This window comes from Fibrella aquatica (assembly GCF_041321135.1).
Classification (GTDB): Bacteria; Bacteroidota; Bacteroidia; order Cytophagales; family Spirosomataceae; genus Fibrella; species Fibrella aquatica.
This window is the reverse complement of record NZ_JBGGWF010000011.1, coordinates 123,946-150,064: the sequence shown is the minus strand read 5'-3', so window position 1 is coordinate 150,064 and position 26,119 is coordinate 123,946. Positions and strand designations below refer to the sequence as shown.

The following is a 26,119-nucleotide window of genomic DNA, read 5'->3' as shown; positions in this document are numbered from 1 at the left end:
AGGTTTTTTGTGCCGACGTATATACGCATTCATCTGTAGGCTATTCGTTAGACAACGGCTAGCATCAAATGTCAATTCGGGCAGTCATTATTCTGCCAAAAGCTTATTAATCAACCGGTTGAACTCTTCTACGTACTGGTCATAGTAGATGCCGGTCCCCGGCCCGGAGAAGCCGGTATGAATATGCCGCACCGCCCCTTTTTTATCGACGAAAATCGTAGTTGGAAATGCAACAACACTACTCAGGGCTGGCAGTGCTTTAGCGGCTTCCGCTTTATCATTTACGCCAGCCAACAACAGAGGGTACTGTATCTGGAATCGCTCGCTCATGCGGGTGAGTTTTGGCCCAGACTCCGCCAGATCGGCCGTTTTTTCAAAAGCCAGCCCTACTACCTCTACACCGCGTGCTTTGTTTTTGATGTACCAGGGCGCCAGAAACTTTGTTTCGTCCATGCAGTTGGGGCACCACGAACCCATAATCTGCACCACGGTTACCTTGCCCCTAAATTGCGGATCAGCCAGCGATACGGTTTTTCCTGAGGGGTTGGGAAAAGCAAACGAGAACGGTTTGCCGGGTTTCAGGTACGTTAACGTAGCCGGGTCGGGCAGCGATGCGTTTGGATTCAGGGTAGCCGTCCAAGTTTCGCGGTAGGTGGGGCCAGAGTGAAATACACCAGTCAACGTTTGGTTAGTGCCCTTCCTGGCTTTAAACAAAAACGCGTGACTACCATCAAAACAGGACAGTAACAGACTATCGCCGAATACGTTACCAGCCAGATAGCGATAATCGCCGGTTGGCGTCAGGAACGTACCTGAAACCTCGTTGCCTTTCTGCTCGAATACGCCCACGGCGGCCGTGGTATCGCCCGGTGCGCCATCGGTACCCTCGGCCCGAAACACGGTTTGCCATTTACCCGACACATCGCCCGATGGCTTTTCTCCCGATTCGGCAAACCGGAATGTTTGCCCGAACTGCGCCGAGAACGGCACCACCTGATACTCGTCTTTCACACGCCGTTTCCGCCAAACGCCCGTCAGCTTGTCGCCGTCTACCTTCGCCACCAGTTCCGACTCAAATAACCCCATCGGAATACGAAGGGTATCGCCTTGCAGCGTTGCCTCGTCCATAGGCAGGCGTTCGGTTCCGTTGACGGCAAAAACGGTGTACTTATTTGCTTCGGTAGCTGGTTTTATGTCGAGGCCGAATGGTAGTTGGCCACCGCTTGTTTCCAGCGTTGCCCGCCACACGCCGGTTTTCACCGTTTTTCCTGATTGGCAACTGGTCAGAAAAGGAATACTCAATAAGGTCGCAACGACGTAGGTAAGTTTGTTTTTCATGCGATATCAGCCAGGCAACGAAGCTCTATTTTTCAACATGGGCAACAGCAAAAGAGGTTGTTCCCGTTCACGCGAAAAAGAGGTTCGTTGGTTAAACCATCGGCCCCATGCAACATCTCATGACTGATAAAAAAAGCATAGGGCCTATTCCGCAAAACTACGTTAACCATGAGAGTTGTTACACTTCTTCTTCTTCTCGCTCTGCTTACCGGCTGCGTTTCGTTCAAAAGCAACGTCGACCGAGCGTCTATCCCCGAATTCACGCGTGTATTGGTGGTGTCAAAGCTTCCAAACATGAAACCAAACTACCTTACTAACTTCCTCAATGTGCTGCCTCCCAACTACGAAGTGTGCGTGGTCGAAGCAGGTCCGTTGACCCTTGGAAAGCCAGACACAATAATCAACAATCGGTTGAATCAGTGCAAAAGCCAGGTAGTACTAACCATCAATCCTTACCGCAATTACACAACCGGCTCTGGCGACTACATCACGTCGACCGACGAGGTATTGATCGAAATGACCGATGCTAGCACTCAAAAGCCGTTCTGGAAAGCAATTGCTCAGGCACCGGGCGGACACGTCCCCTCGGCCTATCAGATTGCAAAACGCCTGCGAGATGATGGCGTTATCACGGGCAAACTGCCCTACGCGCAATAGATCAAGACGCGACAACAAGCAGGTACGTTCTTCGGTAGACATGTGTGTTGCCAACGCCCCGTTGAGAAAACTTGTCATCGCTTTAAGGCTGGTGAGGTGAGCGGGTTTTGTTAAGTTTGTAAAAGGCTTTCTCAACGAGCCTAACTAACCCGCACCCTATGACTACCGAGTACCATAATCCCGTTATGCTGGCCGAATGTATCGACGGGCTCGCCCTCAAACCGGGCGGGGTCTACGTTGATGTAACCTTTGGCGGCGGCGGACACAGTCGGGCTATTCTCAATGCGATGGTGCCCGACGAGAAAGGCAACGCAGGCAAATTACTGGTCTTTGATCAGGACCCCGACGCCCGCGCCAATGCCGCCGCTATTGACGATTCCCGACTGACTTTTATTGCGGCTAACTTTCGCAACCTAAAACGCTATTTGCGCCTTTACGGGGTGCGGCAGGTAGATGGTATTCTGGCCGATCTGGGCATCTCATCGCACCAGATTGATACACCAGACCGTGGCTTTTCTACGCGTTTCGAAGCCGACCTCGATATGCGGATGAACCAGCAGGGCGACTTGACCGCCAAACAGGTGGTGAACTCGTACCCGGAAGCCGACTTACACCGTATTCTGGGCATGTATGGCGAACTAACCAACGCCCGCACCGCCGCCGCTGCCCTGGTTTCGGCCCGCGCCAATCAGACTATTCAGACAATCAACGACCTGAAAGATGCGTTGAAACGATGCGCCCCACGCGGCAAAGAGAACAAGTACTTTGCCCAGGTGTTTCAGGCGTTGCGAATCGAAGTGAACGACGAGTTGAAAGTGCTTGAAGAGTTTCTGGAACAAACGCCCGAGGTGCTCGCCCCCGGCGGACGATTGGTGGTGATGAGCTACCATTCGCTGGAAGACCGGCTGGTGAAGAACTTCATCAACAAAGGTAAGTTTTCGGGTGAGGTCGAGAAAGATCTGTACGGCAACGAGATAAAGCCCCTGCACGGCGTCACGCGTAAACCCGTTGAAGCTGGCCCCGAAGAAGTAGCCCGCAACCCAAGAGCACGATCAGCAAAACTGAGAATAGCAGAAAAGGGGGAGGAAGGAGGAAAGGGAGGAGGGAAGAAAGGGTAGCTCTGCTATATTCTCCTTCCTCCGTTCTCCCCTTCCTCCCTCCTCCCTTTCCTCCTTCCCCATGGCCCTCAACACGTTCAAGCATCAGCCGCCGGTGAAGCCGACGCGGCGCAAACGAAAACAGAACCGTATTGCTCTATGGATCAATGAGGTTATGGGATTCGATCGATTGTTTGGGTCAGACAATGCCTGGCCCATTCGCAACATCAACCGCATTTTGTGGGTGACGTTTCTGCTGGTGCTCTACATCGGCCTGAATCACAACGCCGAACGACTGGTTCGCCGCATTCACCGCACCCGTACCGATGTAGACGAACTGCGCGCCCAGGCTACTACCCTCGAAGCCGCTTTGGCCCGCAACAGCAAGCAATCCGAACTCAGCAAGCGCGTATTGGCCGATAGCCTACTCGACAGCCAAAGCCCACCAACGAAACTAATTGTGAGTGAGTGAATGAGTGAATGAGTGAATATTGCTTACGCCTGTATTGCCTCTGGCGAAAGCAATATTCACTCATTCGCTCAGTCACTCATTCGCTCATTTGCAGCGATGAACATCAAAGAAGAATTCCTCATCCGTTCGCGGCACGCCTTCTATTTTTTGGTGCTACTGGGCGTCGCCATCACCGCTCGACTGGTGTATATGCAGTATTTCGCCACCTTTAAAAAGAAAGGCGAGACAACGGCCAAGTATTGGCACGAACGGCTCAATGGCTCTCAGATTTGGCAGGATACCATTCGGGCCAAACGCGGCGACATCTACGCCCGCGACGGTAGTTTGCTAGCTACGTCGCTGCCCACCTACGAAGTTGGTATTGACCCGCGCGTGGCCAAAGAGGCTTATTTTAACGGTAAAGTAGATTCGCTGGGCGTGTTGCTGTCGGGCTTATTCCGCGACAGATCGGCGCGTGAATACACAGGAATGGTGCGGGCGGCACGGCAGAGTGGACGCAAATATTTGCTGCTCAATCACCGGCGTATTTCTTATGAAGAACGGCAGAAAATGCTGACCTGGCCGTTCTTCCGGGCAACCAAAAAACTATCGGCACGGGGCGGCGGACTAAGGGCCTATTACGAACGTTACCATCCCTACGGGCAAATGGCCCTGCGCACGGTGGGCGACCTGAATCAGGCAACCATGAAAGGGCAAATGGGCCTCGAAGCTTCTTTCCAATCTGTTTTGGCCGGGAAAAATGCGGTTGGCCTGGTTGAAGTACTGGCGGGCGGCGTAAAAAAACCGGTCGACGATGGCCCCGATATGAAGCCCGAACCCGGCCTCGATCTGCACACAACGATCGACGTTAATTTTCAGGATATTGCTGAAACGGCCTTGAAGAACGCGCTGGTGAAATACGACGCTGACAAAGGTTGCGTGATTGTTATGGACGTGCAGACGGGCGAAATTCGGGCGCTGGCGAATCTGACCAAGAAAGGGACTGGGTACATCGAAAATTTCAATCACGCCCTGGCTGGTCGAACCGATCCGGGGAGCACCTTCAAGCTGGCCACCATGATGGCTCTACTGGAAGAAAAGGCGATTTACCCGGAGAAAATGATTCATACGGGCGATCGCTCGGTACGGTACCACGGTGTTGAAATAGCCGATTCAAAGGGAGGCGCATCGGGCAGTATTACAGCTCAGCAGGTGTTTGAAAAATCGTCGAACGTGGGCATTCACCTGATGATGCAAAGCTATTTCTATTCCCGCCCCGATCTGTATTGCCAATACCTGCGCAAATTTCACCTGAACCGCCCCACGGGCATTCATATGAAGGGCGAAACGCCACCCGTTATGCGCAACCCCGACATGAAAGGCTGGAGTAAAACCTCGCTCACGTTCATGTCGTATGGCTACGAAATGCAGTTGACGCCCCTACAAATGGTGACTTTCTATAATGCCGTGGCCAATGATGGGAAGTGGGTACGTCCCATGCTGGTGAAACAGGTGAAGCTGGCGGGCGAAGTGATTGAAGAAACACAACCCTACACGTCACCCAACCCGATTGCTTCGCCCGAAACCATTCGGAAGGTACAGAATATGTTGGAGGGTGTGGTCACGCATGGCACGGCCCGCAACGTGCAGAATCCGCATTATTCCATTGCAGGCAAAACAGGTACAGCCCAGAAAATATACAATGGCCAATACCAGAAAGGCCGATATTATACCTCATTCATTGGCTACTTCCCCGCCAACAAGCCCAAATACACGGTACTCACCATGGTCGACAATCCGCATGGCGAGTATGCGGGGTTGCTCTACGCGGGTAGTGTGTCGGCCCCGGTGTTTAAAGAAGTGGCCGATCGTATTTATGCCTACGATATTGACATTCACGCCCCAATGCGGGTGAAAAAACGCAAAACGCCACAAGGGTCTATGCTGGCCACCGCCGGTTATGCCGATGATCTGCACACGATTGGTGGGGAACTGAACATAGACAGTCAACCCGGTGCCGAAGGCTGGGTACGTCGCGGCGAAGGAGGAACCTGGAGAAGTTTACACGTCCGTAAAGACCGTATCCCTGATGTGCGTGGCTTACCCCTGCGCGATGCCCTTCCGCTGCTCGAAAACCGGGGAATGCGCGTGATTGCTCAGGGACGGGGTAAAGTAGTGAGCCAGTCGCTGGAACCGGGGCAGGCTTTGACCAACAACCAGCAGATTGCCTTGACACTACAAGATTCTCCGCGCCCGTCTGCCAAAGTAGATGGCAACAAGTAAACCACCTATTATGCGCCTATACCTCCTCTTTTTCTCGATGCTTAGCCTGACAGCCGGGGCACAAACACCGTTCGATCAGCAGATTGCGGCGCATAGGGAACACTACAAGGCTGAGTTTCTGAGCACGAAGAATAGCCCGTTACAATCACAGAAAGCCGTTTCGCTGCTTCGTTTCTACCCGGCCGATTCTGCTTATCGGGTTACGGCTACGGTGCAACGTCTATCCGGTTCGGCACCCATTGATTTGCCTACGTCGATGGCCAGCAGAACCGCTCCGGAAGCGCCGTACGCCACCCTGTCTTTCACGCTCAACGGTAAACCTTGCCAACTAACGGTGTACAAAAGCCTTAATCTGGCCAATAACCCCCTTTACCGCGATTACCTCTTCCTCCCATTCACCGACGCTACATCCGGTAAGGAAACCTACGGCGGAGGCCGCTACATCGATCTGCGGACCGGGCAAATTGAGGATGGTAAACTCGTGCTCGATTTCAACAAAGCGTATAACCCCTACTGCGCCTACAAATCAGGCTATGCCTGCCCCATTCCACCCGCCGCAAACAGACTGCCAATAGCCGTAAAGGCAGGCGAACTAACCTACGGTGGCACCTACCAGGACTAGTATGTCCGGAAGTGGCTAATGGCAATTGATTGAAGAATGAACTCGGGTATCTAACTTGCCTGTTACTTAATAAAATACGGCGATGAATCCAGCTGAGAAAAATACCACATTGACTAAATTCGAGCAGTACATAATCGATAAAGTCGATGAGAAGAACGCTATTATCAACGAAATAAGGAAGGGAAACAAGGACGTGTTTACGCAAAAAAACAAGAAGCTTGTTCAACCCATATCCAATAAGTGAGCAACCAGACGGCTCATATCTTTTTACGTCTGATTATGGTATAGACTACTTAATCACGTTCGAAGTTTCGGTTCATGCAACTGCCCACGCTTATCAATCAACAGTGTATGAATTTAGCTTTTATGCATCTGGTACAAACAAGCCCCCTGTCGACTCTCGTGTGGCAGATACAATTCTTCATTCATTGAATGAGTTATTCAGAGACCCATCTGCTGTTCTCCTATATGTTTGCGAGAGCCTTGACGGGCGACAGTTAGCGCGCAAACGTACCTTCGACAATTGGTTCCGCACAAACCATCAATTCCTTTTCGAAATTATGATTATGTAATCGACGCAGCCGGGACGATGCTCTACGCTTCTGTAATTATACCGGTTGGAAATATAGAGAAGACCGAACTTCTCTACGAGTTTGACCAAACATACCAGTTGTATAGGTCATACAAGTAACCGCTCCTTCCCCCAATCTTGCTGTTTCTGAAACTCCACCCGGCGAATGAGTGTTGATTTTAAGAATAGGCCCGCCCATTCTGAGCAGCCTTCTTGACCACGTGACGCAGGAACAACAAACAACCCATAATACGCCGGTAGCCGAGCCATCGACCCAATCTGATCGCTCACCACTTACCGACGTGCAACTAACTGGCTATGAGCAAATCGACGTGCTCGGAGCCCGTGAACATAATCTTAAAAACATCGATGTTTCCATTCCCCGCAACAAGCTGGTTGTCGTAACCGGCATCAGCGGGTCGGGCAAATCGTCGCTGGCGTTCGATACCATCTACGCCGAAGGACAGCGGCGTTATATGGAAAGCTTCTCGGCTTATGCCCGCTCCTTCCTGGGCGATATGGAACGGCCCGACGTCGACAAGATCAATGGCCTCAGTCCGGTGATTTCTATCGAACAGAAAACGACGTCGAAAAACCCTCGTTCAACCGTCGGCACCACTACCGAAATCTTCGACTTCCTGCGGCTGCTTTATGCCCGTGCGGGTGAAGCCTTTTCGTATGCAACAGGCCGGAAAATGATTCGGCAGTCGCAGGATCAGATCGTGGATACGCTGCTGGAACTACATGCCAACAAAAAGACCACGCTGCTGGCCCCGGTGGTACGTGGCCGGAAAGGGCATTACCGCGAGTTGTTCGTGCAGATTGCCAAACTCGGCTACACCAAAGTGCGGGTCGACGGCGTGATTCAGGACATTGTGCCGAAAATGCAGGTCGACCGCTACAAGGTCCACGACATCGAAATCGTGATCGATCGGCTGATTCCGACGCTGGACGACCGCTTCCGGCTGAGTCAGTCGGTAGCTACGGCGTTGAAGCAGGGAAAAGGCGCCATTCAGGTGCTCGATTACAAAGACAAGCTGCACTTTTTCTCGCAGAACCTGATGGATCCCGAGTCGGGCATCAGCTATGATGAGCCATCGCCCAACTCGTTTTCGTTCAACTCGCCCTATGGCTGGTGCCCCACCTGTCAGGGTCTGGGCGTCGTGGAAGAGATCACCGAAGAATCGGTTATTCCCGACAAGTCGCTGAGTATTAGCCGGGGAGCTATTGCACCACTGGGCGAATACCGCGAGTTATGGTTCTTCAAGGAAGTGGAAGTCATCCTGAAAAAATTCAAGATGAACCTGACCACGCCCGTCAGCAAATACCCGCCCGAACTGCTGCATATTCTGATGCATGGCACCGAGGAAGAGGTAGCCGATTCCAGCAAAAAGCAGTCTGCCGAAGAGATTAGCCGTACGGTTGGGCCGGTACGTTTTGAAGGTATTGTCAACTTCCTGAAACGCCAGCAGGAGACGGGTTCTGATAAAATTCAGGAGTGGCTGCGCGATTTTCTGGTCATCAATACCTGTCCGGAATGCAATGGAGCCCGACTGAAAAAGGAATCGCAGTATTTCCGTATCGCCGGGAAAAACATCTCTGAACTGGCCAACATGGACATTACCGAACTGGCCGAGTGGTTTGTTGATGTAGAAAGCCGGATGACCGACCGGCAGAATACCATTGCCAAAGAGATTCTGAAAGAAATCCGGAAACGCATTGGCTTCCTGGTCGATATTGGGCTGGACTACCTGACGCTGAACCGGTCGCTGAAAACGCTATCGGGCGGGGAAGCGCAACGCATTCGGCTGGCCACACAGATTGGCACCCAACTCGTTGGCGTACTGTACATTATGGATGAGCCGAGCATTGGTCTCCATCAACGCGACAACGTAAAACTGATCGAATCGCTGAAAAACCTGCGCGATCTTGGCAATACTGTTTTGGTCGTTGAACACGATAAAGACATGATGCTCGAATCGGATTATATCCTGGATATTGGTCCCGGCGCGGGTCGGCATGGCGGGCAGGTGGTGAGCTACGGAACGCCTACCGAGTTCATTCAGAAAGGCGGCACCACGGCCAACTACCTGAGCGGACGAACCAACATCGACGTACCTGACGAGCGGCGAAAAGGCAGTGGTAAATTCCTGATTATCAAAGGAGCAACGGGTAACAACCTGAAAAACGCCACGCTAAAACTACCACTTGGCCGCATGATCAGCATTACGGGTGTGTCGGGCAGTGGCAAATCGTCGCTGATTCACGATACGCTGTTTCCGGTGCTTAACCGCCATTTCTATAAATCGAAGCGCGAGCCGATGCCGCACAAGAGCGTGGAAGGGCTGGAGTTTCTGGATAAGGTCATTGAAGTTGATCAGTCGCCGATTGGACGTACCCCGCGCTCGAACCCGGCCACCTACACAGGTATGTTCTCGGAGATTCGCACGCTGTTTGCCGAACTGTCGGAAGCCAAAATCCGGGGTTACAAGCCGGGTCGTTTCTCGTTCAACGTGAAAGGCGGACGCTGCGAAGACTGCGAAGGTGCGGGCATGAAGAAAATCGAAATGGAGTTTCTGCCTGATGTTCACGTACCCTGCGAAACCTGCAAAGGCAAACGTTTCAACCGCGAAACGCTGGAGGTTCGGTTCAAAGGCAAATCCATTGCCGATGTGCTCGACATGACCGTTGAACAGGCGCTTGAGTTTTTCCAGAGCCAACCCAAGATCATTCGTAAAGTGCAGACGCTCAGCGACGTGGGCCTCGGTTACATCACGCTCGGTCAACACGCCACAACGCTATCGGGCGGCGAAGCACAGCGGGTGAAACTGGCCGAAGAACTGTCGAAGAAGGATACGGGCAAGACCATGTACATTCTGGACGAACCCACTACGGGCCTTCACTTTCAGGACATTGCCTTATTGCTCGGCGTGTTGCAAAAGCTGGTGAACAAAGGCAACACGGTGCTGGTAATCGAACACAACCTCGACGTGATCAAAGTCTCTGACCACGTGATCGACCTAGGCCCCGAAGGCGGCAACAAAGGCGGCGAGATCATCGCCGAAGGCACCCCCGAGAAAGTGGCCAAGACCAAAGGCAGCTACACCGGCAAGTTCCTGGCGATGGAGTTGGCAACGTAACACGGACTTCAGTCCGTTTTTGTACTCCATCAAAAACGGACTGAAGTCCGTGTTACGAATACCAAACCTACCTACCTCGGCGGCTGGACAGGTACGATTGCCTCAAGAACAATTGGCACAATGCCAATCATTAAAAGGCCAATTAACACAATAGACCATGCAATCCAGGCCGACTTTTTAGGAGAAGCTACTTCATTAACAAGTTCAGGAAAGTGCATAATCCTTTCGGTAAATGCCCACATGACTAATACATAAGGAGTTAGTAAAAGTAGCCCTACTATCAAAGCAGTCAACAGGCTATGGTCGAAAACAGGCCTGAAGCCTAACTTGTGTGATATCACTGCGACACCAGCGAGAAAAGCTACATACCAGCCAGCAAACCAGGCGACCATTGCCTGCTTTGTATTTGAGTAGACTTCATCTTCTGAATCACCCCGTTTGCGAAAGCTTACAATATGATAATCTCTTATCGTTAGGAGAATGTACTTCATAGCATATATCAAGAAGCGTTTTTAACTACTTCACAGAATCAATTACAGCTCCTCGGGTTTGACGTTGGTAGTCCCAATCGCTATTCCTATTGAGACTACCCCTACCGCCACAGCAAATATAGGAGCTGCTGAAGTGAATGCTAAAACAACGCCTACGCCCCCTAGTATCGTCTGGGCTGCATTCCAACCGTCTTTGTCTAGTGTGAAACCGTCTTCTGCAATTCCCATATACAGAGCACCTGCACTAGTCGCGAAGCCAAGAATAGCAACTGACCTACCTAGAATTTTTACTGTTGAAGAAGAAAAGGCCGTCAAATCTGCTCCTATTGCCCCTGCTATAGCTTGAGCACCATCTACAGTGAGTCCACGTAGACCTGCCGCTAAACCAACAGCATTTGCAGCATCTTTTAAGGTTTGACTAAATTGAGTTCGTGCAGTGCTATATGGGTCATTTATGGCCGTTCTTAAATTAAATGAGTTGATACTTGAGAAGACATTGCCCCCGCCACTGTACGTGAACCCTGGGTCATAATAAGATCCGTAGTAGCCCCCAGTATAGGTGACAAAGTCTCCAGTGCATACATATTGAGTCTCTGTATGCAAGGTAACAGTAATGTCACTACAATTTGGGCCGCACGACACACCTGTAACGGTTTGATAAGTCACGGTTACAGGTGCACATTGTTGAAGACGACCGTTTTTAGAATTACTATCTTGGTTGACATAGTAATTAACTCTCTTGCCGTCTTTAAACTCGATAGCATCAATGAAGTGGTCATTCCAGTCAGCCTTGGTTAACCATCCCGAAAATCCTCACGAGCTATTTTGCCTTTCATTCTTAGAGAAACAGCATCGTAGGCTATCTGTACCAAAAAAGCATTTGTTACTCCCTTTTCCTTTAACACGACAATTCCTTCTACTAGTGGCTGAACAAAATACTTTGCCAGCTTCTCCTTGTAACTCGTTGACTCATTCCAAGCCAGCAAAGCAGGTCGATTTTCATTTTCATAGCTAACAGGTGCCCAAACAAACTCCTGCTTACCCGGCTCTTTATATTTATTAGCCTTACCCCATTCCGCTATCCGTTTGTGCCCACCTTTTTCTCCTGCCAGACGAGCACCGGCAGGCCCTCTCAAGTAGGTGTTCTGAAACCAATTCTGCGCCTCATCAACGGTTAAAGACTCTCCGTTGTCATTCGGGATCAAATCTGAAATCAATGATTTTTCGCATCCTAGTACAGCGAAGCCTCCGGTCAGAATGGTGGCATTTTTGAGAAAGTTCTTTCTGTTCATTATCAAAACATACTTTTAAGTTAGAAATGATTTACATTCGACGACTTTCTACGTTCAATATGGTACTGACATATAAAGTCATTTTTTATAAAAGGGGGGAGCCTTACAAACAGTATGCTTGCAAGGCTCCCCCCTTTTATAAAAAATGACTTTATATGTATATTTTTGTTTGAAAAAAGTTATATATGTTAGAATTGTAATATCAAACAGCTTATCCATCATTGCGGAAGGCACCCCCGAGAAAGTCGCCAAAACCAAAGGCAGCTACACCGGCAAGTTCCTGGCCATGGAGTTAGCGGGGTAGTCGCTTTTTTGTCATTCCGACCGGTCCGCCGGTGCGGTCGGGATAACAAAAAAGCGTAAATTAAGCCCTACACAGCTTACATTAGCAGGTAATCAGCGTAAATCAATGACAGCACACGAACGCCCTCTTATTTCGGCAACAGCCTTTTGGGATATTGACTTTGAAAAAATTGACTTTGAACAACGGTCTCTGTTCGTCATGGAGAAAGTAGCCAATTATGGCACTTGGGCTGACTTTATTGCTATGGTTCGCTTTTACGGTACAGACCGATTCCGACAGGAGATCATAAAGGCAGCCAACCTAAAAAAAGACGTGCTCAATTTTTTGTGCGTCGTATTCGACCTGTCACCCCAAAACTTTGTATGCTACACACGGAGACAGTCGCAAAACCTACCCTGGAACTCCTGAATCGTCTTCTCGCCATTCCTGAGCTTGCCGATTTTTCACTGGTTGGCGGAACAAACCTATCGCTACGGTTAGGGCACCGTATTTCTATTGATCTAGACTTATTCTCACCAGAATCATTCGACCTATTGGCGGTGCAGGATGCTATTCGCGAACAGTTCAGCGAAGCGCATGAACTTGAAGCCCGCAAGCAAACCTTGCTATTTATTATTGACGGAGTCAAAGTGGACTTGATTCGTCATAACTATGCACACATAGAGCCTGTCGACTTGATTGATGGCATTCGGTTAGTTTCATTACCAGATGTAATAGCTATGAAGCTAGGCGCAGTGGCGGGGCGTGGTGCCAAAAAGGATTTCTGGGATATTGACCGGCTTCTTCCAGACTACTCAGTTGCCAAAATGGTTAGCTTCTACTCTAAAAAGTACCCTCAAAGTGACGCTAGTCAAGTGGTTCGTTCGCTGGTTTACTTCGATGACGCCGATGAACAGGAAGACCCAATCGATTTACAGAATACAACTTGGCCACAGGTCAAACAGCGAATCTTAAAAGCTGTTCAGGCATATGTACAAGGGCTGATCAGCTAACAGGATTGTTCTCAACTGTCTCCCACTCACCCCGCCTACTTATCGCTTGCCCCGCCCCGCAACCGCCCGCCCGAAAGCGGTTGCAACCAGCACTAGCTGATTGTTGTTTAGTATATTAAGACAAGCTCCTTACCGTATGACCACAATCAGAAAAGGCACGCTTTTACGGCGCGTTAAAGACATAACCCTGGGTACAACGCTCACCATTGCCCTTCTCAACGGGTCGGTACTGCTGCAAAGTTGCGGCAACAACCGCTCTGACGAAGCAGAGGGCAGCTATGGCGAAGGCCCTGCCGAAGAGACCGTTACCTTTAAAAAAGGCGTCCGTTCGGTCATTACCGAGACCGCTCCCGGCGAATTTAAAATTACCGACGAAGCAGAAGCCGCGCCAAGCGAATCGGGAGCCATTGTGAAGTATAAAGACGGCCACACCGACACGCTAAGCGTAGAAACAGCCCGGAAACTGGTGCAAAACGATCCATCGACGAGCCGGTATTTCAACGATCCAGGTTCGTATGGTCAACACCATTCAAACGGCTTATCGAATGTGTTGCTATGGGGTGGCCTGGGCTATATGCTGGGTCGCAGCATGACGCCGCGCTTCAATGAACAACGGTTTAGCTCGGGTGCCTACGCTAATCAGGCGGCTTACGGCCGGTCGCAGCAACTGGGCCGGAATGTTACCTCATCACGCGTTGTAACCAGTCGACCTTCCGGTGGCCGTAGCGGTTTCTTCAGCCGCGGCTCAGGCGGACGGGGATTTTCGGGGTAAATGAGTTTGTTGTTTGTGGTCTGTGGTTTGTTGTTGCGCTGCCAGTCCACGTAACTGATGACTTAGCAGCGCAACAACAAACCACAGACCACAAACAACAAACTCATTTACCGTAATGATTTCTCTCAAACCCCTCCCCCAATCCCCCGATGCGCAGTTGCGGCAGATTGGCTGGGACTGGATGCTGGGCACCGATACCCTGCCTTATTTGACCAACGAAGTTGTTCAGCTCAACGTGAACGAGGCCATGCACTACGCCGAATCGGCCAACCGGCTGTTCGAAATGCTGGTCGAAGCTGGTCAGCACGTTATTGATCAGGAGCGATTTGCTGAACTGGGCATTCCCGATAACCTCGTCGACCTCATTCGCCATTCGTGGGACGATGAGCGGAATATTCTGCTCTATGGCCGGTTCGATCTGGCAGGGAGCGTCAAGAGTGCTGTTGCCGACGATCCGGGTATCAAGCTCATCGAGTTTAACGCCGATACGGCTACGTGCCTGCCCGAAACGGCGGTGGTGCAATACGCTCACTTAAAGGCTAACGGGCTGGATGAAAGTCAGCAGGTAAATGCTGTTTTTGAAGCATTAGTGGCCCAATTCGAGGAAATAAAGGCGCAAAATTCGGACTTGACGCCTACGATTTTACTCTCGGCCATGCGCGACTCGCCCGAAGACGATGCTAACGTGGCCTTGCTGGGTGAAGCGGCCCGAGAAGCGGGTTTCGAGGCAGCTTTCGCTTATATCGACGAGGTTGAATTTTCAGCCACCGAAGGCATCTACCGCTTCGAAAATGGAGCCTTCACCCGCTTCGATTTCTGGTTTAAGCTTATTCCCTGGGAATACATCGGCCACGACGAGCCCGAACTGGCTACTATATTGACCCAACTGGTAAAAGAGCGTAAAGTGGTGATTCTGAACCCCGCCTACGCGTTGCTATTCCAGTCTAAATACATGCTGAAGATTCTTTGGGAGTTGTTTCCGTACCACCCACTCTTGCTTGAAACCAGTACCGAACCCCTGCCCGGTCAGGCATCGGTAGAGAAAGTATTGTTTGGGCGCGAAGGGGCCAACGTACGTATTCTCGACGAAACCGGACAGGCTACCCAAACCGTCGGTGGCGACTACGGCGATCAGGCTGCCATCTATCAGCAATACATCGAGTTCCCGAAAGATGAAGCGGGGAATCGCTACCAGGCGGGGGTCTTTTTTGCGGGTGAAGCCTGTGGACTTGGTTTCCGACGGGGCGGTGCTGTTATTGACAACACAGCCCAATTTGTGGGGCATATTGTTGAATAATGCTTTTTTTAGCGAGATCATGCAACGGGAACGTACCCGGCTGGCATCTATTGGCGGGTGGGTAGTGGGGATAACGTACCTGAACCAGTAACTTGCCAACGAAAAAAATCAACGCATGAAACAACGATTAACCGTCGTGCTGCTGCTCATCTCGCTGGCGGCGGCTGGACAGGAACGGCTGGGTATTCAACGATATGGCCATGTTGTGTTACCGGTAAAATCACTGGCTGTCAGTATTCCTTTCTACAACAACGTACTTGGCCTGAAACCGGTGGCTGTACCCAGCGGCATAGCCAGCTCCCAGGCCTGGTTTCAGATTGGTGGCGGTCAGCAGATTCGGCTTGTTGAAGGGCGGGCAGAATCGAACCGGCCTGCCGGTACAAACCTGGCACTGGTGGTCAGTTCGTTAAAGAAAACCGAACAGCAACTTCGTCAGCGAGGAATAGCTACATCAAGGCAGAATATGTCGACGGGAATAACAACGCTTTCTGTGTTAGATCCCGACGGCTACACTTTCGAATTCAATGAGGGAAAAACCGAAGGCCCCGGCTTTATACAATCAGCAGCCAAATCAATTTGGCGTTCCATGACAGAAGTGGAGTGACCAGGTGTACTGATGCCCATCACATTCAAGACAACCCTACTGAAATACGGTCAGAACGGCGAAAAAACCGGCTGGACCTACGTCGAAATACCGGTAGAGTTGGCTGAACTGTTAAAGCCCGGTCAACGTACCTCGTTCAGGGTAAAGGGGCTGCTTGATAAGCACCCACTTCGGCAGGTGGCTTTGATTCCGATCGGCGATGGCACGTTTGTACTGCCTGTCAACGTGGCCATGCGGCGGGCGATTCGCAAAGAAGAAGGCGCTGCAGTGACGCTGTCGCTCGACGTTGATGATGACCCGTTTACCCACTCAGCCGATTTACTGGCTTGCCTGGATGATGACCCGGCCGCGCAGGCCTTCTTCAACACATTACCACCTGGACATCAGCGCTATTACACGAAGTGGATTGACAGCGCGAAAACGGCAGACACGAAAGCCAAACGCATTGCCCAAGCCATCACCGGTTTTTCGATGGGTATGGGCTACGGTGAAATGATCCGCTACTACAAAAAGCGAGAAGAGTAGGTAATTTTTTGACGGGCTCTTGATGTTACTGAATGCGCGTTTTACCGTCTAAATCACTGAACCTTCAAACCTACAGTATCTTTTCATATGACCCTGTAGGTTAGTATTATGCAAACCGTTTTTCAGCTACTTGTTAGCCTTTTCTTTAGCTTCCTGGCTCTCAACACGCTCCACTACCTTTTCTACGCCTTCATGGGCCGTCTTGGCCGGGCCGACGATAAACCCGCCAGTCCCGATCAGCCTTACCGACGAATTGCCGTGTTGGTGCCAGCCTATAAAGAAGATGCCGTCATTCTGGAATCGGTTCAGGCCAATCTGAAACAGGATTATCCCACCACCCACTACGACCTCATTGTTATTGCCGATTCGTTTCAGCCACACACGCTCGAGGCGCTGGCTAAACTACCCGTACGTGTTCTCCCCGTCTCCTTCGAGGTATCCACCGTGACCAAAGCGTTGAACGCCGCGTTGGGTACGTTATCGACCGCAGACTATGATATTGTGGTAGTGGCCGACGCTGATAACCATCTGGCCACCGATTTTCTGAGCCGAATAAACACCGCGTTTGCGCAGGGCTGGCGAGCGGTGCAGGGGCACCGGGTAGCCAAAAACATCACAACATCCGACAGTTCGCGGGTGGCGCTGCTTGATGCTGTCAGCGAGGAAATCAACAATCACATCACCCGTAAAGGCTACCGGGCGGCGGGTCTGTCGGCCACCATTATCGGGTCGGGTATGGCCGTAGAACTGGGTCTGATGCAGGCAGCGATGGACAACCTCACCACCATTGGCGGGTTCGATAAAGAACTGGCTATGAAACTAGCGGTTGGTGGTCATAAGATCGGTTACCTCGAAAAGGCGTATGTCTACGACGAAAAAGTGGCCAAACGGGCGGTTTTCGAGCAACAACGTACCCGTTGGATTGCCGCCCAATGGCAATTTGTGGCCGACTATTTCCGACCCGGCATGCGTAATTTGCTGGCGGGGCAATGGCTCAGCGGCATTAAACTGGTGCAGGAAATGGCCCTGCCGAAGGTCTTACTGCTGGGCATTTTACTGCTTACCACGTTCGTCTGTTTATTCACCGCCAGCATCGCCACAACCCTACTGTTTTTCAGCCTATTGCTGGCACTCTTTCTGAGCATGGCCCTGTCGATTCCCGATTATCTCTGGAAACGTCTTTCCATTCGTGACCTGGGTGTGGTGTTCACGCTGATGATCAGTTTTGGTCGGGCGTTGCTCAATATGCGTAAGGCGTTCAAGTCGTTTATGCACACCCCCCACAACGCATGAGTGCGAACACTCCCCTCATTTCGCTGGTCACGATCAATTACAATCAGGCCGAGATGACCCGACTCTTTCTGGAATCGGTGAGGCAGTTAACGTACCCGGCTTTTGAAGTCATCGTGGTCGATAATGCCTCGGAGCCCGCCCTCAGTACACAACTCGATCTGGCCCAATATCCATTCGCGCGGCTCATTCGCAGTGAGGAGAACCTGGGTTTTACGGGGGGCAATAACCTCGGTATCGACGCGGCTACGGGTGATTACTTTTTCATCGTCAACAACGATACCGAACTAGACCCCAACTTACTGACAGAGCTCATCGAACCCTTTCGGGAAAACCCGGCGGTGGGCGTCGTTTGTCCGAAGATCCGGTTTTTCGATGCGCCGAATCTGGTGCAGTTTGCGGGTTACGGCCCCATGAATATGTTTACCGGCACAGCGCATCTGGTTGGGTTCAATCAGCCCGACGGCCCACAGTTCGACCAGCCGGGTACGTCGCCGTTTGCACATGGGTGTGCTATGCTGGTGAGTAGGGCTGTAGTTGACCGGGTGGGACGTTTTGCCGATGCGTTTTTCCTGTATTACGAAGAACTCGACTGGTCGCAACGCATCCGCAATGCCGGTTTTCTGATTCAATACCAGCCCACGGCCACGGTTTGGCACAAAGAGTCGGCTTCAGTGGGCCGCGAAAGCCTCCTCCGCACCTATTACCTGACCCGCAACCGCATTCTGTTTATCCGGCGGCATGGCTCGTGGGCGCAACGAATGGTTTTTTATGGTTTTTTTGCCGTTGCAGTACTGCCTAAACACGTAGCTTCGTATTGGCTAAAAGGCCGCGCCGCCCACGCCAACGCATTCTTGAAGGCAACGCTCTGGAATTTGAAACACGGCACGGCATCGGCGGTGTAGAAAAGTTTGTTGTTTGAGGTTTGTGGTTGCGCTGCTAATCTACGTAACTGTTGATCCAGCAACGCAACCACAAACAACAAACAACAAACTTCAGAAAAGTAAACACCTAATGCTTGACCAACTTTCCATACTGACCAGCCGGTGGCGCTACAACCCTTGGATATATGGGGCGTTGGGCAGTGCACTGGCTTTGCTGGCGGGTATGCTCATTGCCAAATTCGGCATCATGGGCGGCCTGATGGTCATCGCTTTTCCCATCGGTATTGCGGTGCTGCTGGGCGTATTGCTGGAACCGCGCATTGGCGTTTATATCTACGCCAACCTTAGCTTTCTGATCGGAGCCGCTCGTTTTCTGGATAGCGATGTGCAGGTGGGGCTCATTCTGGATGGGGTGCTCGTGCTGTCAATGGCCGGAACGTTCATCAACGCCCGCCGCATGGATTGGAACCGGTTGAAAAATCCCGCATTTTTTCTGGTCATTCTGTGGGGCTTTTACACTATTCTCGAGTATTTCAACCCCGATTCACCGTATCCACCAGCCTGGTTTTACCATGCCCGGTCGTTTTCGCTGAGTTGGTTCTTCATCGCTATTATCGTACTGGTTAACCCCATCACCAAACAGGATGTGTGGCTGCTGATAAAGACCTGGCTGGTGTGGTCGGTGCTGGCGGCGCTATGGGGGTTCAAGCAACAATACATCAGTCTGGAACAGGCCGAGCTGAACTGGCTGGCGGCGGGCGCAGCACGTACCCACATTTTGTGGGGTCAGTTGCGGAGTTTTTCGTTTTACTCCGATGCCGGGCAATTTGGCTCCGAAATGGCCGGGGTTACGCTCATCTGCATTATCCTGCTCATGGCCGAACGACGCTGGTATTACTGGGGGCTGTATCTGGGTTTGGTCCTGCTACTTTTCTGGGGATTTGCCGTGTCGGGCACGCGCTCGTCGCTGTTCGTTATGATCGGTGGCTTTGGTGCTTTTCTGGTGCTGCAACGCAAACTGATGCCCGTGATTTACAGTGCCATTGTGGGCATTCCGCTTTTCTGTATTCTGTATTTCACCCACCTGGGCGACGGCGTATACCAGATTTACCGCATCAGAACAGCCCTGCACCCCACCAAAGATGAATCATTTCTGGTCCGGCTCGAAAATCAGGAACGGCTGCGGGGCTACTTAAAAGACCTGCCCTTTGGGGCGGGCATCGGTAGTTCGTCGGGGGCCGGGCAACGGTTTACACCCTGGCATTGGGCCTCGCAGATTCCGACCGATAGCTGGTATGTTCAAATCTGGATGGAAACCGGCATCGTTGGTCTCAGCCTGTATCTGTTTGTGCTCGCAGGCATCATTCTGACAGGCATATGGCAACTCTGGCAGATCAAAGACCCATGGCTGACCACACTGATGCTCGTACTCCTCTGCGAATTCATCGGTATATGCGTAGTTAGCTACTCTAACCCAATTCTGGGGCAGTTTCCGACCAGTACCATGATGTATATCAATTCCATGCTTTTCGCCTCGGCGATGCGATGGGAGAAATCAAAATAGTTTGCTGTTTATGTTCGATAGTATCATCTGCGTTGGTCAGACCACCTGGGAAGGCGACTTTCAGAAAGCCGTTGTTCAGCTGATGTGCGAATTGGCGGTGCGCCATCGGGTGCTGTACGTCGACTATCAACATACTGCTAAAGATGTACTGATGGGGGTGCTTGGTCGCCAGAAAGACGTACCTGTGCGATCTGTGCTGCGCCTCGATAATCCGTTGACAACCAAACCGGGGAAGGACGGTAGTGTGGTTCATGTGTGGCAACCGCCCATGATGGTGCCCATCAACTTTATGCCTTCCGGCCCGCATGATCGGCTCTTAGCCATAAACACCAGTAGACTCGTAGCCGGTCTACGCAAGGTTATGGCTTCATTGAACTTCGAAAATCCACTGATTATCAACGGCATGCACCCTACATTGGGGTTATCGATGCTGGGAAAATTAAACGAAGCGGGTACCATTTACTACTGCTTCGATGAGATCACCATTTCTAAATGGATGAGCAAGCACGGCGGCCGGTTCGAGCCGGAATACCTGCGTCGGGTCAACGCTGTGGTGACCACTTCCGAAACTCTGAGGCGCACCAAATCGGCATTACAGCCCAATGCCTTTTGCGTGAAAAACGGCGTTAACTTCCCCCTTTTCAGTCAGGTACGTCAGCTCATCGAGCAAAATCCACCAGCCAAACCCGTTGTTGGCTACCTCGGCACCGCCGACGACCGACTGAACATCGATATTCTGGAACACTGTGTCAGCACTATGCCCGACGTAACGTTTCAGTTTATTGGCGAGATCAAAGAACCGGCCATCACTCAGCGGCTTGGCGCGTTACCAAACGTTGTGTTTACCCCGCCTCACCAACCGGCCGATCTGCCGCCGCTGTTGGCCGGGCTGTCAGCCACCATGATCCCGTTTGCCTGCAACGCGCACACATACACCATTTATCCGCTGAAAATAAACGAGTATCTGGCGGGCGGCTTACCCGTTGTGTCTACTCCCTTTTCTATTCTCGACGATTTTGCGGGTATTGTTGAGCTAGCCGACACGCCCGAAGCCTTTGCCAAAGCCCTCCGGCATGCCCTAACCGATAACAGCCCCGAGCGCATCCAAGCCCGAGTAGCCATGGCCCGCGCTAATTCCTGGACACACCGCGCCGAGGAATTTGAGGAAGTGTTTAGAAGGATTTAAGGTCTAAAGTTCAAAGTCCAAAAGTCTAGCGTTCAACGTCTAAAGTCGCGTTGCCACTCAACGAGGCTGTGCTTGTATTAGCCGCGCAACGTTAGACATTGAACGTTAGACGTTGAACATCCTGTCCCCGTCGAAATCAGTAATATTGGTAGTAATATCCGTAATCTGTCTACCAATTATAACCAGTATAAATGAGATCTTTGTAATGATCAATACCGTCTATAAAACGCTCATTACTACCCAATAAACCTTATCGCTGTGGCTACTTACAATCTAAAAGTTAACGGAAAAATCAGGCAGGTAAACGTCGATCCATCGACGCCCATGCTTTGGGTATTGCGCGACCATCTGGACATGCCCGGCACCAAATACGGCTGTGGTATTGCCCAGTGCGGAGCCTGCACGGTTCATCTCGACGGCACGGCGGTTCGCTCCTGTCAGCTGCCGGTTTCGGTGGTTGGCAAACAGGCCATTACCACCATCGAAGGCCTGTCGGTCAACGGCGATCATCCGGTGCAGAAAGCGTGGCTTGAACACGACGTGGCGCAATGTGGCTACTGCCAGTCGGGCCAGATCATGAGCGCGGCTGCATTGCTGAAGACCAATCCGAAACCTACCGATGCCGATATCGATGCTGCTATGAGTGGCAACATCTGCCGGTGTGGCACGTACCTACGCATCAAAGAAGCCATCAAATCAACGGCTAAGAAGTAATCACCCTGTTGTTAACTAGCAATCAGAACCTTGACCATGAAAACAAGCAGAACTACATATAACAGGCGTTCTTTCTTAAAGACTTCTCTACTCTCGGGTGGCGGTATGTTGCTTAGCGTAAGCTGGTTATCCAACGCGATAGCCGCCGATAAACTGGAGTTGTTGAACTTGCCGGAGCAGTGGGCGCAACTGAATGGCTACATTCAGATCACGCCCGACAACGTGATCAAACTCATTTGCCCTAACCCAGAGTTTGGCCAGAACGTGATGACGTCGCTACCGATGATGGTGGCCGAAGAACTGGACGCCGACTGGAAAAACGTACTCGTCGAAATGGGCCCGCACGATAACGCGAAACTGGGGCCGCAGTTTACCGGAGGCAGCAATTCGGTGCGTATGTATTGGAAACCCCTGCGAGAGGCCGGTGCCGCTGCCCGTCAGATGCTCTGCGAAGCCGCCGCCCAAACCTGGAACGTACCTGTCGCCGAAGTGACTACCAAAGCAGGTGTGCTGTCTCACGCGAGTGGAAAATCGGCGAAATATGGCGAAATGGCCAGCAAAGCCGCTACGCTACCTGTTCCCAAAGGCATGAAGCTGAAAGCTCCGAACGACTTCACTGTTGTCAGAAATTCCAAGAAGAACGTTGAAGGCAAAAAAATAGTCACCGGCAAACCACTCTTCGGGCTAGACTACCGGGCCAACGGGATGATGATCGCCATGATTCAGCATCCGCCCGCTTTCGGCATGAAACTCAAATCGTTCGATGCGTCGCAGGCCCTCAAAATGCCGGGTATCAAGGATGTGTTTACCCTGAAACTGTATCCCGACGGTTTCCAGCAGGGCGGTTTCGATACCCGTACGTTCAACGATTTACTGGTTGTGGTGGGCAAAACCACCTGGGAGGTCATGAATGCCCGCAAAAAGCTGGTGGCCCAGTGGGAACCCGCCGGTGATGTGAAAGACACGATGATGGGCCGGGGCGGGAAACAGGAGGTTACCGTGCCGGGAAATCTTGAAACAACCGCTACCCAGCTTGAAAAAATGCAGGAATTGGCCGGCAAACCGGCTAAGCAATTGCGGAAAGACGGCGACCCTGAAGCGGCATTCAAAAATGCAGCGCAAGTGATCGAACGTACCTACAATGCGCCGTTTCTGGCCCATAACTGCATGGAACCGATGAACTTCTTCGCCCATGTGACCGACGAAAAAGCGATAGTAGCCGGACCAATACAGGCACCGGGTTGGGCGGAACCGACGCTGGCCAAACTAATAAACCTGCAGGCCGACAAGATCGAGATTCAGATGACGCGCATGGGAGGGGGTTTTGGTCGTCGGGCCTATGCCCAATACCTCTACGAAGCGGCGATGATCTCCAAACAAGCTAAGGTACCGGTTAAGCTGATCTACACCCGCGAAGATGACATGACGTATGGCATCTACCGCCCCATGTATACGGCCACCTATCGCGCCGCGCTGGATGCGAACAAAAACCTGATCGGTTTCCATGTGAAAGGGGGCGGCATCCCGGAGCATCCTGTACACGCCAACCGTTTTCCGGCCGGTGCGGTAGATAACTACCTGGCCGAAGGCTGGGAGATTCCGTCAAACATTACGATCGGTGCATTCCGGGCGCCACGCTCCAACTTCAACGCCGCCGCCGAACAATCCTTTCTGGATGAAGTGGCCGAAGCAATGGGTAAAGACCCCATCGAGTTCCGGCTCGACTTGTTGAAGCGGGCCAAGGCAAATCCGGTTGGCAAAAACAATGAATACGACGCCGACCGGTATGCGAGTGTGCTCACGCTGGTGCGCGACAAATCAGGCTGGAACAAGCCAGGGAACGAGAAGTATAACCGGGGTGTAGCCGCTTACTTCTGCCATAACTCCTACGCGGCCCACGTTGTTGATATGGTTACCCGCGAGGGCGAACCCTACGTAGAACGCGTATTCAGCGCCATAGACTGCGGCATTGTAGTGAACCCCGATGCAGCCAAAAACATGGTGCAGGGCGCGGTAGTCGACGGAATCGGTAATGCGTTTTACGGGTCACTAACTCACAAAGACGGGGCCGCTGAGCAAAACAATTTCCACAATTACCGGATGATCCGTCATAACGAGGCTCCGCAGAAGATTGAGGTTCACTTTGTAGAAAACGACCTCGACCCAACCGGCCTGGGCGAACCGCCTTTCCCGCCGGTGTTTGGCGCAGTGGCCAACGCCTTGTACAAAAATCGGGGCAAGCGTTTCTACAATCAACCCTTCAAACCTGAGTTAGACAAGCGGGTTTAGAGCCAGTAGTCTGGTACGATAATTAGTTGAATAAGCGCTGCTTATTTCTGAAAATAACTATACGTAGCTAGCCGGAACTGATCTAATCGGTTCCGGCTAGCTACGTTTTGGCGAATGAATAGTATTGACGGGCATATGGTACAAGCTATCAATTTTCATGCAGTTCCACATCGGTGGCCCGGCGGTATTCGTTGGGCGATTGGCCAACCCGTTGTTTGAACAACCGGTTGAAATGCTGAGGGTACTTAAACCCCAGATCATAGGCGATTTGACTGACCGATTTGCTTTGGTCAAAGATGCGTTCTTTGGCCACCTCGATCACCTTCGCCTGAATGTATTCCTGCGCGGTTTTACCTGTTTCTTTTTTGATCAGATCACCAAAATAGTTGGCCGATAAATTCAGTTCACCCGCGCAATACGCTACCGAAGGCAACCCGATCGTGTGCGGTTTATCAGTCAGGAAATAGGCGTTCAACAGATTCTCAAACCGCTCTAAAACGCCCTGATGCACGTGATTCCGGGTGATAAACTGACGGTCATAGAAACGGACGCAGTAATTCAGGAATAACTCGATACTGTTGACGATCAGTCGCTTACTGTGCTTGTCGATGGCATGCTGTAACTCATACTCGATTTTCGCGAAGAAATCCAGCACCAGTTCACGCTCCCGTTTCGACACGTGCAGCGCTTCATTGGATTGGTAGCTGAAGAAGGTATAATCCTGCATGTGGCGCCCCAGCGCTGTACCGTGAATCAAATCGGCGTGAAAGACCAGCCCGTGACCTTTGGGCTGATAGGTCTCCCCATTGCTATTCAGGCCCGCTACCTGACCCGGTGCCAGAAAAACCAGCGTTCCTTCCTGATAATCATAGGTATGGCGGCCATATACCAGATCGCCACATTTTACATCCTTCAGGAGAATGGCGTAGAAACCAAAGTACATACCCGACCCTGTTCTGGGATCTGCTTTCGAGAAGTCGACTACACTGATGAGTGGGTGTAGCGTCTCGTGGTTGTTGAATACGTTGTAATCAGTGATCGTCTCGAATCGTCGCAGGGTGTCCATTGCCTTGTTGGTTTAGCTATCTCAAAATTATTGCTTTATAAACATGCTGTCTGACATGTGCAGGCGAATCAGTAATAGTGGTAGTAACTCCCGTAATCTGTATACCTGTCAGCATGATAAATGGCGAGACCTTTGCCCTGCAAACGCACCTAGTAATCGAAACGCCGTGAACGTACCCAGTAATTACAAAAGAGTGAACGCCTGTTGGAAGGCGTTAAGTATTGGCCTTTACTTGCTGCTGGTAAGCGGGCAGGTATCGTTTGCCCAGGCCAGTAAAACAAGTTCTAGCACCAGCGCGGAACAGGAAATTATTGACCTCTCGAAGCAAAAGTGGCAGTGGATGGCCGATAAGAACGTGGACAAACTGGCTCAACTCTTCGATGACAAGTCAAAATTTGTCCATATGAGTGGCACCTGGAAAAAGGACGAAGAACTCGAGATTATTAAAACCGGGAGCATTTGGTACAAGCAAGCCGATGTACACGATGTGGCGGTTGAGTTTTTTGACGACAACACGGCCATCATCTGGAGCCGCATTACGCTGGTGGCAATGGTTCGGGGCGCAGAGGCGAAAACCGAGTTTACCGTTACCGAGGCCTACAAAAAACAGGGACGTACCTGGAAAATGCTGGCCCTTACATTTAGCAGCGTGCGGGATACGCACGTGATTAAGCATTAAGCAGTATCAAC

The 26,119-nt window shown here is 51.5% G+C and carries 25 protein-coding genes; 20 read left to right on the top strand and 5 right to left on the bottom strand.

Annotation, left to right across the window (positions count from 1 at the left end):
• Window positions 1-87 precede the first annotated feature (87 nt).
• Window positions 88-1,338, bottom strand: coding sequence for a peroxiredoxin family protein (locus ACAW87_RS21065; RefSeq protein ID WP_370725618.1), 1,251 nt, complete (start codon window positions 1,336-1,338; stop codon window positions 88-90).
• 294 nt (window positions 1,339-1,632) lie between these two features.
• Between ACAW87_RS21065 and ACAW87_RS21060 the strand changes: the two genes are divergently transcribed.
• The 7 genes from ACAW87_RS21060 (at window position 1,633) to uvrA (ending at window position 10,159) form a co-directional block, all read left to right on the top strand.
• The gene (locus ACAW87_RS21060) at window positions 1,633-1,995 is read left to right on the top strand and encodes a hypothetical protein (RefSeq protein ID WP_370725617.1); all 363 of its coding nucleotides are present in this window, start codon (window positions 1,633-1,635) and stop codon (window positions 1,993-1,995) included.
• Window positions 1,996-2,153: 158 nt separating this feature from the next.
• A complete protein-coding gene (rsmH, locus tag ACAW87_RS21055) occupies window positions 2,154-3,113 on the top strand; it encodes a 16S rRNA (cytosine(1402)-N(4))-methyltransferase RsmH (RefSeq protein ID WP_370725616.1) in 960 nt (319 codons plus the stop codon).
• A 61-nt stretch (window positions 3,114-3,174) separates the two neighbouring features.
• The gene (locus tag ACAW87_RS21050; protein ID WP_370725615.1) at window positions 3,175-3,564 is read left to right on the top strand and encodes an FtsL-like putative cell division protein; all 390 of its coding nucleotides are present in this window, start codon (window positions 3,175-3,177) and stop codon (window positions 3,562-3,564) included.
• 96 nt (window positions 3,565-3,660) lie between these two features.
• Complete coding sequence (locus ACAW87_RS21045) at window positions 3,661-5,826, top strand: PASTA domain-containing penicillin-binding protein (protein ID WP_370725653.1); 2,166 nt, start codon at window positions 3,661-3,663, stop codon at window positions 5,824-5,826.
• 10 nt (window positions 5,827-5,836) lie between these two features.
• A complete protein-coding gene (locus ACAW87_RS21040) occupies window positions 5,837-6,448 on the top strand; it encodes a DUF1684 domain-containing protein (RefSeq protein WP_370725614.1) in 612 nt (203 codons plus the stop codon).
• A gap of 347 nt (window positions 6,449-6,795) precedes the next feature.
• Window positions 6,796-7,020: a DUF6169 family protein gene (locus ACAW87_RS21035; RefSeq protein ID WP_370725652.1), complete on the top strand. Its 225-nt coding sequence runs from the start codon at window positions 6,796-6,798 to the stop codon at window positions 7,018-7,020.
• A 301-nt stretch (window positions 7,021-7,321) separates the two neighbouring features.
• Complete coding sequence (gene uvrA, locus ACAW87_RS21030; RefSeq protein WP_370725651.1) at window positions 7,322-10,159, top strand: excinuclease ABC subunit UvrA; 2,838 nt, start codon at window positions 7,322-7,324, stop codon at window positions 10,157-10,159.
• Between the two features lie 71 nt (window positions 10,160-10,230).
• Here the strand turns inward: uvrA and ACAW87_RS21025 are convergent, their stop codons facing one another.
• The 3 genes from ACAW87_RS21025 to ACAW87_RS21015 all read right to left on the bottom strand — a co-directional run bounded on the left by ACAW87_RS21025 (window position 10,231) and on the right by ACAW87_RS21015 (window position 11,942).
• Window positions 10,231-10,650 carry a hypothetical protein gene (locus ACAW87_RS21025; RefSeq protein ID WP_370725613.1) on the bottom strand — a complete coding sequence of 140 codons (420 nt, stop codon included), beginning with the start codon at window positions 10,648-10,650 and terminating at the stop codon, window positions 10,231-10,233.
• A 42-nt stretch (window positions 10,651-10,692) separates the two neighbouring features.
• A complete protein-coding gene (locus ACAW87_RS21020) occupies window positions 10,693-11,316 on the bottom strand; it encodes a hypothetical protein (protein ID WP_370725612.1) in 624 nt (207 codons plus the stop codon).
• Window positions 11,317-11,444: 128 nt separating this feature from the next.
• A complete protein-coding gene (locus tag ACAW87_RS21015) occupies window positions 11,445-11,942 on the bottom strand; it encodes a hypothetical protein (protein ID WP_370725611.1) in 498 nt (165 codons plus the stop codon).
• A gap of 409 nt (window positions 11,943-12,351) precedes the next feature.
• On the opposite strand from ACAW87_RS21015, the gene ACAW87_RS21010 reads away from it, so the two are divergent.
• From ACAW87_RS21010 to ACAW87_RS20955, 12 genes are all read left to right on the top strand, one after another.
• Entirely contained in the window at window positions 12,352-12,654 is a 303-nt protein-coding gene (locus ACAW87_RS21010; RefSeq protein WP_370725610.1) for a DUF6922 domain-containing protein, read from the top strand.
• Complete coding sequence (locus tag ACAW87_RS21005; RefSeq protein WP_370725609.1) at window positions 12,609-13,238, top strand: nucleotidyl transferase AbiEii/AbiGii toxin family protein; 630 nt, start codon at window positions 12,609-12,611, stop codon at window positions 13,236-13,238. The genes ACAW87_RS21010 and ACAW87_RS21005 overlap by 46 nt, the downstream gene beginning before the upstream one ends.
• A 136-nt stretch (window positions 13,239-13,374) precedes the next feature.
• Window positions 13,375-14,010 (top strand): Cj0371 family chemotaxis-regulating polar lipoprotein, encoded by a 636-nt coding sequence (locus ACAW87_RS21000; RefSeq protein WP_370725608.1) that lies wholly within the window; start codon window positions 13,375-13,377, stop codon window positions 14,008-14,010.
• A 115-nt stretch (window positions 14,011-14,125) separates the two neighbouring features.
• Complete coding sequence (locus ACAW87_RS20995) at window positions 14,126-15,307, top strand: glutathionylspermidine synthase family protein (protein WP_370725607.1); 1,182 nt, start codon at window positions 14,126-14,128, stop codon at window positions 15,305-15,307.
• A 115-nt stretch (window positions 15,308-15,422) separates the two neighbouring features.
• Complete coding sequence (locus tag ACAW87_RS20990) at window positions 15,423-15,911, top strand: VOC family protein (RefSeq protein ID WP_370725606.1); 489 nt, start codon at window positions 15,423-15,425, stop codon at window positions 15,909-15,911.
• Between the two features lie 12 nt (window positions 15,912-15,923).
• The gene (locus ACAW87_RS20985) at window positions 15,924-16,436 is read left to right on the top strand and encodes a YdeI/OmpD-associated family protein (RefSeq protein ID WP_370725605.1); all 513 of its coding nucleotides are present in this window, start codon (window positions 15,924-15,926) and stop codon (window positions 16,434-16,436) included.
• Between the two features lie 108 nt (window positions 16,437-16,544).
• The gene (locus ACAW87_RS20980) at window positions 16,545-17,729 is read left to right on the top strand and encodes a glycosyltransferase family 2 protein (protein WP_370725604.1); all 1,185 of its coding nucleotides are present in this window, start codon (window positions 16,545-16,547) and stop codon (window positions 17,727-17,729) included.
• On the top strand, window positions 17,726-18,631 hold the full coding sequence (locus tag ACAW87_RS20975) for a glycosyltransferase family 2 protein (protein WP_370725603.1): 906 nt from the start codon (window positions 17,726-17,728) through the stop codon (window positions 18,629-18,631). The genes ACAW87_RS20980 and ACAW87_RS20975 overlap by 4 nt, the downstream gene beginning before the upstream one ends.
• Window positions 18,632-18,740: 109 nt before the next feature.
• Window positions 18,741-20,174: an O-antigen ligase family protein gene (locus tag ACAW87_RS20970; RefSeq protein WP_370725602.1), complete on the top strand. Its 1,434-nt coding sequence runs from the start codon at window positions 18,741-18,743 to the stop codon at window positions 20,172-20,174.
• A gap of 4 nt (window positions 20,175-20,178) precedes the next feature.
• Window positions 20,179-21,360: a glycosyltransferase gene (locus ACAW87_RS20965; RefSeq protein ID WP_370725650.1), complete on the top strand. Its 1,182-nt coding sequence runs from the start codon at window positions 20,179-20,181 to the stop codon at window positions 21,358-21,360.
• A gap of 258 nt (window positions 21,361-21,618) precedes the next feature.
• Window positions 21,619-22,074 carry a (2Fe-2S)-binding protein gene (locus ACAW87_RS20960; protein ID WP_370725601.1) on the top strand — a complete coding sequence of 152 codons (456 nt, stop codon included), beginning with the start codon at window positions 21,619-21,621 and terminating at the stop codon, window positions 22,072-22,074.
• 36 nt (window positions 22,075-22,110) lie between these two features.
• A complete protein-coding gene (locus tag ACAW87_RS20955) occupies window positions 22,111-24,363 on the top strand; it encodes a xanthine dehydrogenase family protein molybdopterin-binding subunit (RefSeq protein ID WP_370725600.1) in 2,253 nt (750 codons plus the stop codon).
• A 148-nt stretch (window positions 24,364-24,511) separates the two neighbouring features.
• Here the strand turns inward: ACAW87_RS20955 and ACAW87_RS20950 are convergent, their stop codons facing one another.
• Window positions 24,512-25,429, bottom strand: a complete 918-nt coding sequence (locus ACAW87_RS20950) for a helix-turn-helix domain-containing protein (RefSeq protein WP_370725599.1) — start codon at window positions 25,427-25,429, stop codon at window positions 24,512-24,514.
• 220 nt (window positions 25,430-25,649) lie between these two features.
• Here ACAW87_RS20950 and ACAW87_RS20945 point away from each other — a divergent pair, with 220 nt between their 5' ends.
• Window positions 25,650-26,108: a nuclear transport factor 2 family protein gene (locus ACAW87_RS20945; RefSeq protein ID WP_370725649.1), complete on the top strand. Its 459-nt coding sequence runs from the start codon at window positions 25,650-25,652 to the stop codon at window positions 26,106-26,108.
• The last annotated feature ends 11 nt before the right edge of the window (window positions 26,109-26,119 follow it).